The sequence below is a fragment of the Pseudomonas sp. R4-35-07 genome (assembly GCF_003852235.1).
Classification (GTDB): domain Bacteria; phylum Pseudomonadota; class Gammaproteobacteria; order Pseudomonadales; family Pseudomonadaceae; genus Aquipseudomonas.
The window spans coordinates 2,797,017-2,810,771 of the sequence record NZ_CP027732.1 but is presented as its reverse complement, the minus strand read 5'-3'; the positions used below and the strand labels follow the sequence as shown (position 1 = coordinate 2,810,771).

Sequence of the window (13,755 nt, the reverse complement as noted above, 5' to 3'; positions counted from 1 at the left end):
CCGATAGAACTCTGGCGTGCCATACCCCTCACATGCAGGACGATGATCAGCCCGCATGGAGAATGTTATGGACACCACCACCCCGACACTTGAAACCCTGTTCGAACAACTAGGCCTGGATTCCAGCCAGGAAGCCATCGAACGCTTCACCGCCGAACACCGTTTGCCGGATGACGTCAAACTCATCGACGCGCCGTTCTGGAGCGAGCAACAAGCGGCCTTCCTCAGGGAACAATTGCATATCGACGCCGAATGGGCGCCTGCGGTCGATGACCTCAACGCCCTGCTGCACGAGTCTCCCGCCGCTTGATGCAATGCAGGCTGCCTGATTGCTCCGGCGCATCAGCGCTTGCCAGGCAGCCTTGCATTCCTGCGCCTCCTCACGCCTGTTGAAGGCGGTGCTGCGTCGTATCGTTATCGCCCTGGCTTTGCACCTTGCGGCTTGTAGCCCAAACGCAAACCACCCCAATGGCGCCCCTGGACCATGATCGGCACCGACAAGTCGTGCATCAGCTCGCCGGTATCGCGCGTGTAAGTCTGCAGCAACATGGGCTGTTGATGGCTACCGCAGCGTATGCCGGTACGGTCGTCAAACTTGCGCTTGGTGCGGTTCTGCACTGCGTCCACTTGGTCATCCCCGGTCAAGGCGTGGGAAAACACTTTGTTATGCGTCGGCACGTAGCCCTGTTGGGTGCAGGCGATCGCAAACACCAAGCCTTCATGACGTGGCAACAGCGCCTCTTGAATGGCGGGCAACACCTGGTCGGTGTAAGCGTCAAACCGGGTTTTATATTTGCTCGGGCGGGTGTTCGCAATCGGCGTGTAGTTGCGGTCAAACAGATCCTCGAGGCTGATCCGGCGGCTCAGCGCATCCGCCTCGAACTGTTCGGCAATGCGCCTGGCGCCTTCGCGAGCCAAGTCGTAGATACGCTGGTGATAGTCATCCAGGCCGACTTGCGCCAGGCGTTCGCTGATGGTTTCAGCCTGCCCTTCCATTTGCACAGCGGCGTCGGCGAGCTGGCGGGTTTGCTGATCGCTTACCGTGAGGTCGCTGCGCATCTGCTCCACGGCGTGGAACAAGCTGTCAAGTTGCGTGCGATTGGTGTCGGTGCCCTGGGCGATTTCACTGACTTGGGTTTCCACATCCGCCGCCAGGCTGGCGATGCTCGCCAGGTGTTCGCCTGCAGATTCCACCTGTTTAACACCGGTGTGCAGGTCCGCCGACAGTTGGCGAATCCGCTCCACCACCTGGGCGGTACGTTGCTGGATGTCAGCGACCATCACCCCGACTTCATCCGTGGCCGTGGCCGTACGGCCAGCGAGGCCGCGTACTTCATCGGCGACCACGGCAAAGCCACGCCCATGTTCACCGGCCCGCGCCGCCTCGATCGCCGCGTTCAGCGCCAGCAGGTTGGTCTGGCTGGCAATAGACTGGATCACCAGCGTCACACGCTGGATTTCCTCGCTGCGCTGGCTCAAGGCTTCGATCAGCTCGCGGCTGGCATCGGCACGCTGGCTGAGTTGATGCATGCGGGTGATGGACTGCACCAGCACTTCCCGGCCTTCACTGCTGCGCTGATGGGCTTGGCTGGCCGCGCCCAACGCCTGGCGGCTGAGCTGGGAAGTGACCTGTTCGGTGCTGATCATCACTTGCGCGCTGCTGACGATCTGTTGGGAGGCGCCGAGTTGCGATTGCACACGCGCCGCCAGCTGCTTGACCGAATAGGCCACGCCCGCAGCGGAGAGTGCATTATGGCTGGTGGTATAGGAAAGATCGCGCGTCAGCTCGCCAATCGCATCGCTGGCCGCAGCGTGCGCCACCCCAGGCTTGGGACTTTTCAGGCGGGGTAGCCAGATCACCAGCAAGGCCAGCGGCAGGCACACATAGAGCGGCAAGCGGGTAAACGCGAGGCCCAGCAGTAGCAGCACCAGGACGGCGCTCTGCGCGAGCGGTGTGAGCCAGCCGGGCAGCACGCGCGCCACCGATTGCGGTGGCACTGCTGCGCCCGTCAGAGATCCGTCTCCAGCCATTGTCGTTACCCCGCTGCTTGTCGTTATTGTGTCTGCATTAAACGCCACTATCGGGCCATTATCCATGGGCCTTTAGTGCAAGTGCATGCAGTAGATCAATAACCAGGGCGTAACGAATAATTCTTTGGGGAGCCGGGCATGCGGCCCCCCGTGCAGCGCATCAGGCTTGACGCTGGTGCTTGTCGATCTGCTCGTGGCGCTCTTGCGCTTCGATGCAGTATTTGGTGGTGGGGCTGATCAGCAGGCGCTTGAGGCCGATAGGCTCGCCGCTGTCATCACACCAGCCAAAGGAATCTTCCTTGATACGTTCCAGGGCACGCTCCAGTTGCGGCAACATGCGCTGGTCGCGATCGATGGCATTGACCAGCCAGGTGCGCTCTTCTTCCACGGAAGCAGCGTCAGCCGGGTCGGCAGGCGTGTCCAGGCTTTCAATGGCGATACGGTTCTGTTCAATGCGCTCGTGGTGTTCCACTTTCATGTCTTGCAGCAACTTCTCAAAAAAAGCGTGCTGTTCGGCATTCATGTAGTCATCCGCCGGCATGGCCAGCAACTTTTCCTTTGTCATTGATTTCTCTATAAAAAATACGTGCATTAAGGCGAATAAGGGAGCGTTCCGGCCGACCTCTGCAGGTCTCGGAAAGGCGCCATCCGTTCCAAGCGCCACCCGGCACTCAATTTACGAGGGGCGGCAGTCTAAGGCCGACTTGAAGGCGCAGCAACTGAAATGACAGGCATTTTTCCCGATCAACCCCCAAAAGCACCAGGACGGGCTTGGCGAACGGTCATCGGAGTGCGTTTATAGCAAGAAATTCAGTCCAGGTGAGCTATATAGAAGACAAACGGTTGAACAAGCTGGCGCATTACTCAATGTGGGAGGGGGCTTGCTCCCGATTGCGGAGTGTCAGTCGCCATCTGTTTGACTGAGCCACCGCCATCGGGGGCAAGCCCCCTCCCCCACATTTGACCGGTGCTGTCCTCAATATTGTCTCAGCGCTTGAGCTTGCGCTTGTTGCGATATTGGTCGATCACTACCGCCACCACGATGATCAGCCCCTTGATGATGTCCTGGATATACGCATCCACCCCGACAAAGGTAAACCCACTGGCCATCACGCCGAGGATCAGCGCGCCGATCACGGTGCCGGTGATGCGCCCTACCCCGCCCGCCAGGCTGGTGCCGCCGATCACTGCCGCCGCGATTGCGTCCAGCTCATAGGACATGCCCATGCCGGCCTGGCCGGTCGCCGCACGGGCCGAGGCCACCACGCCTGCCAGGCCCGCCAAGAGGCCGGCGATGCTGTAGACGATGATCAGGTGCCGCTTGACGTTGATCCCCGAAGTACGCGCCGCCTGCATGTTGCCGCCAATGGCGTAGGTGTACTTGCCGTACTTGGTGTAGCGCAGGGCTATATGGAAAATCACCGCCACCACCAGGAAGATGATCACCGGCATCGCGCCATGGCCGATGGCCGTGTACGAGTCCGAGAGCATGCTCACCGGCTGGCCTTCGGTGTAGTAACGCGCCAGGCCACGGGCCGAGACCATCATGCCCAGGGTCGCAATGAACGGCGGAATCCCGGTCACCGCGATAATACTGCCGTTGATCGCCCCCGCCAGCAGCCCCACGCCCAGGCCCATCGCCACCGGGATCCACACCGGCAAATCGGTCAGAGACGGAAACACCGCACGGGAAAAATCGGAAGTCTGCGCCAAACTGGCAGCGATCATCGCGGACAAGGCCAGCACCGAGCCGGACGACAGGTCGATGCCGGTGGTGATGATGACCTGGGTCACGCCGATGGCCAGCAAGCCGATGATCGACACTTGCAGGATCATCAGCACCAGGCGCTGGGAGTTCATCAAAAAGCTCTGGTCGCGCACGATCCAGCCGAACAACTCAAACACCAGGCCGATGCCGATCAGCACCAGGAAGATGCTCAATTCAGTGGGCATGCGTCGACGGTTCTTGACCGGTGCCATCGCCGGCTTGTTGTCTGTTATTGCGTTCATAGCCAATTACCTTCTTATTCTGGAGTCAGTGGACCACGGTCATACCGGAGGCCAATTGCATGACTTTTTCCTGGGTGGCCTCAGCCCGATCCAGGGTGCCCATCAGTTCGCCTTCGTGCATCACCATCACCCGGTCGCTCATGCCGAGCACTTCGGGCAGTTCCGAGGAAATCATGATCACCGCCATGCCCTCGCTGGCGAGGAAGGCGATCAGGCGGTAGATCTCGGCCTTGGCGCCCACATCGATGCCACGGGTCGGCTCATCGAGGATCAACAGTCGCGGGTTGGTCATCAGCCAGCGCGCCAGGAGCGCCTTCTGCTGGTTGCCGCCGGACAAGGTATCGATGCACTGTTCCAGCGAGGGGGTTTTCACTCGCAGCTTCTTGCACATGTCTTCGCACAAGGCGCGCAGGGCTTTCTGCTGGATGAAACCGTTGCCCGAATAGTGCGGCAACACCGCCATTTCCATGTTCTCCAGCACCGACAGGCACGGGAACAGGCCGCTGAGCTTGCGGTCCTCGGTCAACAGCGCAAAGCCCTTCTCGATGGCCATGTGCGGGTCGCTGATGCGCACCGGTTTGCCGTCGAGGGTGATCTGCCCGCTGCTGCTTGGGGTGATGCCGAAAATGGTTTCCGCCACGTTGGTGCGGCCCGAGCCCATCAAGCCGGCGATGCCGAGGATTTCGCCGGCGTGCAGGTCAAACGAAACGTCCGTGAACACACCGTCCAGGCTCAGGTTGCGCACCGACAGCAACAAGTCGCCGATCGGCGTCTCGCGTACCGGGAACAACTGGCTCAGCTCACGGCCGACCATCATCGAGATCAGGCTGTCGCTGTTCATCGTGTCGGCACGCTGCAAGCCGATGTACTGGCCGTCGCGAAACACCGCCACTTCATCGGCGATGGCGAACACTTCGTTCATTTTATGCGTGATGTAGACGATGCCTTTGCCCTGGGACTTGAGGTCGGCAATGATCGAAAACAGATGGGCGACTTCCTTCTCGGTAATCGCCGAGGTCGGTTCATCCATGATCAGGATGTCGGAGTCATAGGACACGGCCTTGGCGATCTCGACCATCTGCCGCTCGGCGATGCTCAGGTTGCCGACCTGTTCTTCGGGGTCGAGGTTGATGCGCAGCCGTGCCAGCAACTCGGCGGTACAGCGGTGCATTTCGCGGTGGTTGACCATGTGCAGGCTGTTGAGCTGCTCACGGCCGATCCAGATATTCTCGGCGATGCTCATGTGCGGCATCAGGTTGAGTTCCTGGTGGATCATCGCAATCCCGGCCTTTTGGGCCGCCAGGGGCGTTTCAAACACAATCGGCTTGCCGCGCAGGCGAATTTCGCCGGCATCGGGCTGATAGATGCCGGCGATGATTTTCATCAGCGTCGACTTGCCCGCACCGTTCTCGCCCATCAGCGCCAGCACCGTGCCGGGGCGCACCCGCAACTGCACATCGTCCAGGGCCACGACACCGGGAAAGCCTTTGCTGATGTTGAGAATTTCCAGCAGGTAGGGTTCGTCCTGCGCCAGCGGCTGGATACCCGGCGGCTGCGAGACAGTGGCATGAGCGAGCATAGGAAGGTACTCCATCTGCAGGGCGGCCGTGACCGCCCTGCAGGCTTAGGGTTGTGAGGTCAGGGCTACTTGAAGTCTTTGACGTTGTCCGGGGTGATGAGCTTGAACGGGATCACCACGTTCTGCTCCACCGGCTCGTTCCTGGCCATCTTGCGCGCCGCTTCCACCGAGCCCACGGCCTGGCCCTTGGCATCCTGGAACGCCGAGGCGGCCATCTCTCCCTTGGTGATTGCGTTGAGGCCGTCCGGCGTGCCGTCAACCCCGGCGATCAACACGGTGCCGGGTTTGGTGCCTGCCGATTTGAGCGCCATGGACGCGCCGATCGCCATTTCGTCGTTGTTGGCCAGTACGGCATTGAACTCACGGCCCTGGGTCAGCCAGTCGTTGACCAGGGTCATGCCCCTGTCGCGCAGCCAGGTACCCGTCTGTTCCTGCTCGATCTTGATGCCCGGGTAGTTGGCCAACACTTCCTTCACGCCCTTGGTGCGGTTGGTGGTGGAGTTGTTCGCCAGATCGCCGAGCAGGATCACGATCTTGCCCTTGCCGCCGAGTTTTTCGGCGATGTACTGCATCTGCAGCTTGCCGGCTTCAACGTCATCGGACGTCACCGCGACCACGTCCTTGGGCAAGTCTTTCTGGTCGGGACGGCGGTTGACAAACACCAGCGGAATTTTCGCGGCGGTGGCAGCCTTGATGATGTTGGCTGTCGAGGCGGTGTCCACCGGGTTGACGATGATGGCGTCGACTTTCTGGCTGATAAAGTTCTCGACCTGGCTCAGTTGCTTGACCACATCGGCGCGGGCGTCTTCGAACTGCAGTTGCACGCCGTCGCCCTTGGGATAGGACTTGGCTTGCTTGTCCATGTCTTCGCGCAGGTAGGTGAGGAAGGTGTCATCGAAGGCGGACATGCTCACGCCCACCTTGATGTCGGCGGCCGTGGCGACGCCACTGGCGAGCAGCATCGACAGGGCCAGCGCGGTAAAACGGATCGGGGTCTTCATGAACGGTCTGTCTCCACTTTCTTGTTGGTTTTATGGACGTTGCGTTTATCAGCGCTCGGCGGGCACCCGCACCACGGGCGCGCCTGGAATGCAGCAGACCAGCGCGCCCTGGTTTTCGACGCACAGCACATTGAGGAAGGAGAAGTAGAACGGCCGGGCGCGGGGCAGTGCGCGTGGCGTGTGGGCAGGGCGTAAAACTCGCAGTACAGCGTTGAAGATTTTCATCTGACGGTACCTGGTTGTTTTTGATCTTGTTTTTGTTGAGTCGCCGGGGTCGAGCCCAAGACGTACTTTATGCAACCTGGAAAAGACTTTATTGGAAAATAATTTCCATATCAACCTGTTTTAGAATTTTATTCTATTTTTGTTGAAACCACCTGCTGGCGCTCGGCGCTGAGGCGTGCAGCGTCCAATATACGGGTGGTTTCCAGCGCGTCATAGGCGTCCACGGGCAATGGGCCCTGGCCTTGCACCGCCGTTTGCAATTGCCGATAGAACTGGGTCCAGCAGCCCTTTTCAGAGGGCACTCGCTCGCGTTCCGGCCCCTGTTCGAACCAGCCCCAGCGTCGATGCTCCTCCGCGCCCCAGTGCTCGCCTTCGGTTTTCGGCGACTTGCCGGCCATCAATGCTTCTTCCTGGCCATCCAGCCCGTCCACGGTGTAACAACCCAAGGTGCCGCTGACGCGAAAACGCGGGGCCTGGCAGTTCTGCAGGGCGTTGCCCCACAAATGGGAAACCACTCCATTGGCGTGGGTCAGGGACACGAAGAAGCCGTGATCGACGTTGGGGTGCTCAGGGGTGAATTGCAATTGAGCGAATACCTTGTCCACCGGGCCGAACAATTGCAGGGCCTGATCCACCAGATGGCTGCCTAGGTCGCGCAACCAGCCTCCGCCGCTGGCATTGCCCACTGCCTGCGGGCTGTAGCGTTCGACACGGGACTCGAACCGGGTGATCTCACCCAAGGCACCGGCATCGATGAGTTTGCGCAGGGTCAGGTAATCCGAATCCCAACGTCGGTTCTGATAGACGCTGAGCAGCGTGCCTTGACGTTCAGCGGCGGTGATCAAGGCCTGGGCCTGCTCGGCGTTGGCGGCGAAGGGCTTGTCGCTGACCACCGCCACGCCGTGTTCGATGGCTTCCAGCACCAGCGCCGGGCGGCCCTTGAGGGTGGTGGAGATGACCAGGGCATCGACGCCGGCTTCGACGATCTGGCCGATGCTGTCGAAGGCCTTTACCCCTGGCAGATCGGTATTCAATTGCTGGCGCCGCTCGGGTGAACGGGTCACCACCCCCACAAACGTGGCGCCCGGCAATGTTGCAATCAGTGGCGCATGAAAAAAGCGCCCTCCATGGCCATAGCCGACCAGTCCGATTCGCATAAATTCACCCCTTACTTGAAGTGCTAACCCAATCAAAATGTGGGAGGGGGCTTGCTCCCGATAGCGGAGTATCAGTCAATAAATCTGTACCTGATACACCGCCATCGGGAGCAAGCCCCCTCCCACATTGACCCAGTTGCACCTGTGAAATTGTGATCAGCCGTAGAAGTGTGGTCGGTTTGGCAGGCTGACCTTGACAATCTGCCCACTGCCCTGCGCTTCAATACACGCATCCGCCGCCACCGCTGCCGCATAGCCATCCCACGCCGACGGCCCGCCCACTTGCCCGGCCCGCACACTGTCAATGAACGCCTGCAATTCCACGTCATAGGCGCCGATAAACCGGTCTTTCCAATCCATCAGAATCGCATTCGACAGCTTGGCCTCGCTGCGCAGTTGCACCTGGGAAGGCTCGGGCAATTTGGCGATGCCGCTCTCCCCCACCACTTCGCACTGAATGTCGTAGCCGTATTGGCAGTTGACGAACACTTCGACGTCGATGCGCGTGCCCTTGGCGGTTTCCAGCAGCACGATCTGCGGGTCGCGCAGATGGGCCAGGGCTTTGCTGGTCTTGCGCGGGAACACGACCTGCACCGAGACGTAGTCGTCGTTGAGCAGCCAACGCAGTACATCCAGTTCGTGAATCAGGGTGTCGGTAATCGCCATGTCGGTCTTGTAGTTTTCGCCCACCGTCGGGTTGCGATGCGCGCAGTGCAGCATCAGCGGCTCGCCGATCTGGCCGCTGTCGATCACGGCTTTCAAGGCGCGATAGCCTTCGTCGTAGGGGCGCATGAACCCGACTTGCACCAGGCGTTTACCGTGCGCCACTTCGGCCTCGACGATCCTGCGGCAGCCTTCGGCGGTCACGGCCAGGGGTTTCTCGCAGAACACCGGTTTACCCGCAGCGATGGCGGCGAGCACGAACTCCTCGTGGCTCGGCCCCCACGAGGTCACCAGTATGGCTTGCACCTGCGGCGAGTTGATCAGCGCGTGACCATCCGGGTATACCTCGGCGTCCAGCTTCAACTCGGCCACCACCTTAGCCGCCTGTTCCAGGTTGATATCGGTGACCGCCACCACCTGGCTATTGAGCAGGGTCTGGCTGCAACGACGAATATGGTCACGGCCGATGGCACCGGTACCGATCACTCCAAGCTTCAACGACATACAAACACTCCTCTTGTTATTAGTACTGCCGGGCCTTGGCCAGGTGTTCATTGAGTTTTTTCGCGGCGGCGTTGGTGCGTTCGCTGGTGGACACCTGCGCCACGCCCACCCGCCACCACGACAGGTAGCCATGGACCATGGTCTTGGGCAGTACCTTGATATCGATCAGGGTCGACACGGTTTGAGTACGCGCATCGGCCAGAGCCGCTTCAAGCTGTTCCACGCTGCTGACCTTGTAGGTCTTGCAGCCGTAAGCCGCCGCGCTCATGGCGAAATCCACCGGCACCAGGCCGCCGTCGAGCTTGCCGCTCTCGGGGTTGCGATAGCGGAACTCGGTGCCAAAGCTGTCCATGCCGTTGCCGATCTGCAGGTTGTTGATGCAACCGAAGGCCATGTTGTCGAGCAGCACCACGTTGATCTTGCGCCGCTCCTGAATCGAGGTGGCCAACTCTGAATGCAGCATCATGTAGGAGCCATCGCCGACCAGCGCGTACACCTCTTTGCTCGGCTCGGCCAGCTTCACACCTAGGGCGGCGTTGATCTCGTAGCCCATGCACGAATAGCCGTACTCGACGTGGTAGGTGTTGACGCCCTTGCTGCGCCAGGCGCGCTGCAGATCGCCGGGCAGGCTGCCGGCGGCGGCGACGATGATTGCGTCATCGGCGAGCGTCGCGTTGAGCACGCCAAGCACTCGGCTTTGGGTCAGGCATGAGCCGGTCAGCTCGATGAATTCGCGCAGTACCGCGCGGTCCAGGTGGTCGTCGACTTCCGGCACGAAGTCATCACCGTGGTATTCGACCTGATGCACGCGGTCCACTTCGGCATCCAACTGCGCCTTGGCATCAGCAATCTGCTCGCCCCAGCCGGAACGGTAATCACCGAGGGCATCGGCCAACGCTTCGAGGGCAACCTTGGCGTCGGCCAGCACTTGCACGCCGTCGAGTTTCAACGCATCGCCGGGGCAAATATTGAGGTTGAGAAACTTTACCTCGGCGTGCTTGAACAGGGATTTGGACGACGTGGTGAAGTCGGTATAACGGGTGCCGATGCCGATGATCAGATCCGCCTCGGGTGCCAGCAGGTTGGCCGCCAGGCAGCCGGTCTCACCAATGCCGCCAACGTTCAGCGGGTGGCTTGAAACCACCGCGCTCTTGCCCGCCTGGGTTTCGGCGAAGGGAATATCGAAGCGCTCGGCGAAGGCCTGCAACGCGGCATTCGCGCCGGAGTATTTAACCCCGCCACCGCAGATGATCAACGGTTTGCGCTTGCCGCTGAAGGCCGCCAGCGCATCGCCAAGCATCGCGGCGGTGGCTGGGCGACGCTCAATACGGTGCACGCGCTTTTGCAGGAAACAGTCGGGATAGTCCCAGGCTTCAGCCTGCACGTCCTGAGGCAGCGCCAAGGTCACCGCGCCGGTGTCGGCGGGGTCGGTGAGCACGCGCATCGCATGAATCGCCGCCGTCATCAGTTGCTCGGGACGGTTGATGCGGTCCCAGTATTTACTCACCGAACGGAATGCATCGTTGGTACTGATGCTCAAGTCGAGGAACTGTTCGACCTGTTGCAGCACCGGGTCCGGTTGACGGCTGGCATAGACATCGCCCGGCAACAGCAGCAACGGAATACGGTTGGCCGTCGCGGTCGCCGCAGCGGTGAGCATATTTGCCGCGCCGGGCCCGACCGATGCGGTACACGCGTAGATCTTGCGCCGCAGGTGCTGCTTGGCGAAACCGATGGCAGCGTGGGCCATGCCCTGCTCGTTACGGCCCTGATGCACCACCAGGTCGCCGCTGTCCTGCTCCAGCGCCTGGCCCAGGCCCAGCACATTGCCGTGGCCGAATATCGTGAACACGCCGGCGACGAATTTGCTCTGCACGCCATCGACTTCGATGTATTGGTTATCCAGGAACTTCACCAGGGCCTGGGCCATAGTCAGTCGGGTTGTGGTCATGTCGCGCCCCTTAACGTTTTTGTAGGTGGGCGATGCTTGCCCCCAAGGCCTGCTGGATATCCGCCAACTCATGCACGCTAGTGGCAAACGGCTCGAACGACAGGTAGCCGCTGTAGCCAGTGCTGAGCAAGGTGTCGATCTGCGCAGCGTTACCGAGGATGTCGCCCTCGCCCACCAGCACGCGGTGGCCGTCGCGGATCGAATTGAGCGGCGCCTCCGCATCTTCCACGCCGGAGATGTGCACCAGCCCGGTCAGCTCAGGGAAGAACTCGTGCTCGCCGGCCAAGTGATGATGGAAGGTGTCGTGCACCAGGCGGAACACATCCAGGCCGCCGATGGACTGGATCGCGTCCACCGCCACGCGCTTGCGGCGCATGGCGCATTCTTCGAAGCCCAGCGGTTCGATAAAACCGAGAATCCCGTGCTCGCGCAGGATCGGCGCCAACTCGCTTAGCGCCGTGCGCAAACCGGCGGCGCGCTGGGCTTCGTTGCGGGTGTCGCCCGGCTCGTTGAACGGGCACATCACCAGGCCTTGCGCGCCACATTCCCGGGCATAGGTGGCCAGCTCGATCGCTTGGGCACGGCGCTGGTCATTCCACACATCAAAGGGGTACAAGGCGTTGATCGACAGCACCTTGATGCCCTGGGCCGCGCACAATTGGCGCACGCGGCTGGCCGGGGCGCCGTATTCGATCTGGCGGTCCTTGAGGTCATTGCGGATCTCGATGGCGTCGCACTTCAAGGCCACGGCCAACTGGATGAAATCCGGCAGGGACAGGTTGGGCGCGACCATGCGGTTAAGGGCAAAACGTAACGGCGACTTCATTGTTGTTGTTCTCCATGCAAAACCGTTCAGAGGTCCAGCAGCCAACTGTGCTGCGGGTCGTTATGGAAGTGCCAGGCGCGCTTGGGGCCGGCCATCACGTTCAGATAATACGACTCGTAGCCGTACGGCACGCTGACCGGGTGATAGCCCTTGGGCACCACCACCAGGTCACTGTTTTCCACGGCCATGGCCTGGTCGATGCTGCGATCGTCGGTGTAGACCCGCTGGAACACGAAGCCCTGGGGCGGGTTGACCTGGTGGTAGTAGGTTTCTTCCAGAAAGCTCTGGTGCGGCAGGTCATCAAGGTCGTGCTTGTGCGGCGGGTAGCTCGACGAATGCCCGGACGGCGTGCGCACTTCCACCACCAGCAGCGAATGCGCCGGCTCGCTGTCGGGCAGGATGTCGCACACGTAGCGGGTGTTGGCGCCCTTGCCACGCACGCTGCGCTTGCACTGCTCCGGGCGGATCAGGCGCGGGGTGTAACCGCTCGCACCGGGCGCGGCGCAGACTGCGATCTGCACGTCACTCAAGGCGCTGACCTGGGCCTGAGTGCCCGGCGGCAGGTAGGCGGCGAACGGGGATTTGTCTTCAAATACCGATTGACGATCCCCCAGGTTCTGCCAGTCGAAGCCCTCGCCTTCGATATTCACCCGGCCGCTGAGCAGCACCAGGCACAGCTCTTTATCACCGGCGCTGACCGGCAGGGTTTCGCCCAGGCTCAGGCGATAAGCGCTAAAACCCACATACTCCAGGCGCCCGGCTTCCAGGGCGACCATGGTTTGCCCACGTTTATTGCTCTTGACCAGCAAGCTCATGGTTAAGTCCTCTCGTTGAGCAGCGCACGCAAGGTGTCATAGCCCTTTTTTGCATAGATGTAGCTGGGCGCCACGGCCGGGTCCTGCTCGGCCTCGACCACCAGCCAGCCCGCGTAGTTGGCGGCCAGCAGCACATCGAGCAATTCGGCAAAGTTAATATCGCCATCGCCGGGGACGGTGAAGGTGCCGTTGACGATGCAGTCGGGAAAGCTCCACATCTGGTTGCGCGCCAGTTGCACCACGGGTTTGCGCACGTCCTTGAAATGCACATGGCAGATGCGCGCGATGTGTTTGCGCAGCACCTCAAGGGGTTCGCCGCCGCCCATGTAACAGTGGCCCGAATCGAACAGCAGGCCGACTTCCGGGCCGGTGCGTGCCATCAACTGATCGATATCCTCGGGCGATTCGACATAGGCGCCCATATGGTGGTGGTAAGCCAGGCGCACGCCCTGGGACAGGGTGAACCGCGCCAGTTCTGTGAGTTTGTCGGCGTAGGCCTGCCACGCCTGTTCACCGTGAAAACGCGGGCGTTCGATCAAACGGATGCGCGAGCCCTGGATCGAATCAGCCACTTCGCCATACACCAATACGCTCGCGCCGTTCTGTTTGAGCAACTCGACGTGGCCGGCGATGGCCTCGATTTCTTCAGCCACCGAACGCCGCGCCAGGCGGCTGGAATACCAGCCGGACACCAGCGCCAGGTCGTAGGGACGCAGTACGTCGCCGACACCTTTGGCGTCCTTGGGGAATTTGCCGTTGAGTTCAAAACCTTCGTAGCCGATTTCCTTGCCTTCGCTCAAGGCGGTGCTCAGCGGCGTTTCACCGCCGAGGGCCGGCAGGTCGTCGTTGCTCCAGGAGATCGGGTTGATGCCAATTCGGATTGCGGGCATGGCTGCACCTTTTATTGTTTTCAGGTATCACTGAGATCTGCTTCTGCTTTATGTGGGAGGGGGCTTGCTCCCGATAGCGGTGTGTCAGGCAACACTCCTGTAA

The 13,755-nt window shown here is 61.1% G+C and carries 13 protein-coding genes; 1 reads left to right on the top strand and 12 read right to left on the bottom strand.

Annotation, left to right across the window (positions count from 1 at the left end):
• Nucleotides 1-67: 67 nt before the first annotated feature.
• Nucleotides 68-310 (top strand): DUF2789 domain-containing protein, encoded by a 243-nt coding sequence (locus C4J89_RS12790; RefSeq protein ID WP_124362708.1) that lies wholly within the window; start codon nucleotides 68-70, stop codon nucleotides 308-310.
• A gap of 104 nt (nucleotides 311-414) precedes the next feature.
• Here C4J89_RS12790 and C4J89_RS12785 read toward each other — a convergent pair whose 3' ends face one another.
• The 12 genes from C4J89_RS12785 to iolE all read right to left on the bottom strand — a co-directional run bounded on the left by C4J89_RS12785 (nucleotide 415) and on the right by iolE (nucleotide 13,652).
• A complete protein-coding gene (locus C4J89_RS12785) occupies nucleotides 415-1,647 on the bottom strand; it encodes a methyl-accepting chemotaxis protein (RefSeq protein WP_372237500.1) in 1,233 nt (410 codons plus the stop codon).
• A gap of 544 nt (nucleotides 1,648-2,191) precedes the next feature.
• Complete coding sequence (locus C4J89_RS12780) at nucleotides 2,192-2,596, bottom strand: TraR/DksA C4-type zinc finger protein (RefSeq protein WP_003191666.1); 405 nt, start codon at nucleotides 2,594-2,596, stop codon at nucleotides 2,192-2,194.
• A 422-nt stretch (nucleotides 2,597-3,018) separates the two neighbouring features.
• Nucleotides 3,019-4,041, bottom strand: coding sequence for an ABC transporter permease (locus C4J89_RS12775; RefSeq protein WP_124362706.1), 1,023 nt, complete (start codon nucleotides 4,039-4,041; stop codon nucleotides 3,019-3,021).
• Nucleotides 4,042-4,066: 25 nt separating this feature from the next.
• Entirely contained in the window at nucleotides 4,067-5,620 is a 1,554-nt protein-coding gene (locus C4J89_RS12770; RefSeq protein ID WP_124362705.1) for a sugar ABC transporter ATP-binding protein, read from the bottom strand.
• A gap of 65 nt (nucleotides 5,621-5,685) precedes the next feature.
• On the bottom strand, nucleotides 5,686-6,621 hold the full coding sequence (locus C4J89_RS12765) for a sugar ABC transporter substrate-binding protein (protein ID WP_124362704.1): 936 nt from the start codon (nucleotides 6,619-6,621) through the stop codon (nucleotides 5,686-5,688).
• 48 nt (nucleotides 6,622-6,669) lie between these two features.
• Nucleotides 6,670-6,846: a hypothetical protein gene (locus tag C4J89_RS26920; RefSeq protein ID WP_163001556.1), complete on the bottom strand. Its 177-nt coding sequence runs from the start codon at nucleotides 6,844-6,846 to the stop codon at nucleotides 6,670-6,672.
• Nucleotides 6,847-6,974: 128 nt separating this feature from the next.
• Complete coding sequence (locus tag C4J89_RS12760) at nucleotides 6,975-8,003, bottom strand: Gfo/Idh/MocA family oxidoreductase (protein WP_124404073.1); 1,029 nt, start codon at nucleotides 8,001-8,003, stop codon at nucleotides 6,975-6,977.
• Between the two features lie 156 nt (nucleotides 8,004-8,159).
• A complete protein-coding gene (locus tag C4J89_RS12755; protein ID WP_124414615.1) occupies nucleotides 8,160-9,170 on the bottom strand; it encodes a Gfo/Idh/MocA family protein in 1,011 nt (336 codons plus the stop codon).
• A gap of 19 nt (nucleotides 9,171-9,189) precedes the next feature.
• Nucleotides 9,190-11,121: a 3D-(3,5/4)-trihydroxycyclohexane-1,2-dione acylhydrolase (decyclizing) gene (iolD, locus tag C4J89_RS12750; RefSeq protein WP_124414614.1), complete on the bottom strand. Its 1,932-nt coding sequence runs from the start codon at nucleotides 11,119-11,121 to the stop codon at nucleotides 9,190-9,192.
• 10 nt (nucleotides 11,122-11,131) lie between these two features.
• Nucleotides 11,132-11,947: a TIM barrel protein gene (locus C4J89_RS12745; RefSeq protein ID WP_124414613.1), complete on the bottom strand. Its 816-nt coding sequence runs from the start codon at nucleotides 11,945-11,947 to the stop codon at nucleotides 11,132-11,134.
• Between the two features lie 26 nt (nucleotides 11,948-11,973).
• Nucleotides 11,974-12,762: a 5-deoxy-glucuronate isomerase gene (gene iolB / locus C4J89_RS12740; RefSeq protein ID WP_124370588.1), complete on the bottom strand. Its 789-nt coding sequence runs from the start codon at nucleotides 12,760-12,762 to the stop codon at nucleotides 11,974-11,976.
• Nucleotides 12,763-12,764: 2 nt separating this feature from the next.
• Nucleotides 12,765-13,652, bottom strand: coding sequence for a myo-inosose-2 dehydratase (gene iolE, locus C4J89_RS12735; protein ID WP_124414612.1), 888 nt, complete (start codon nucleotides 13,650-13,652; stop codon nucleotides 12,765-12,767).
• Nucleotides 13,653-13,755: the final 103 nt, after the last annotated feature.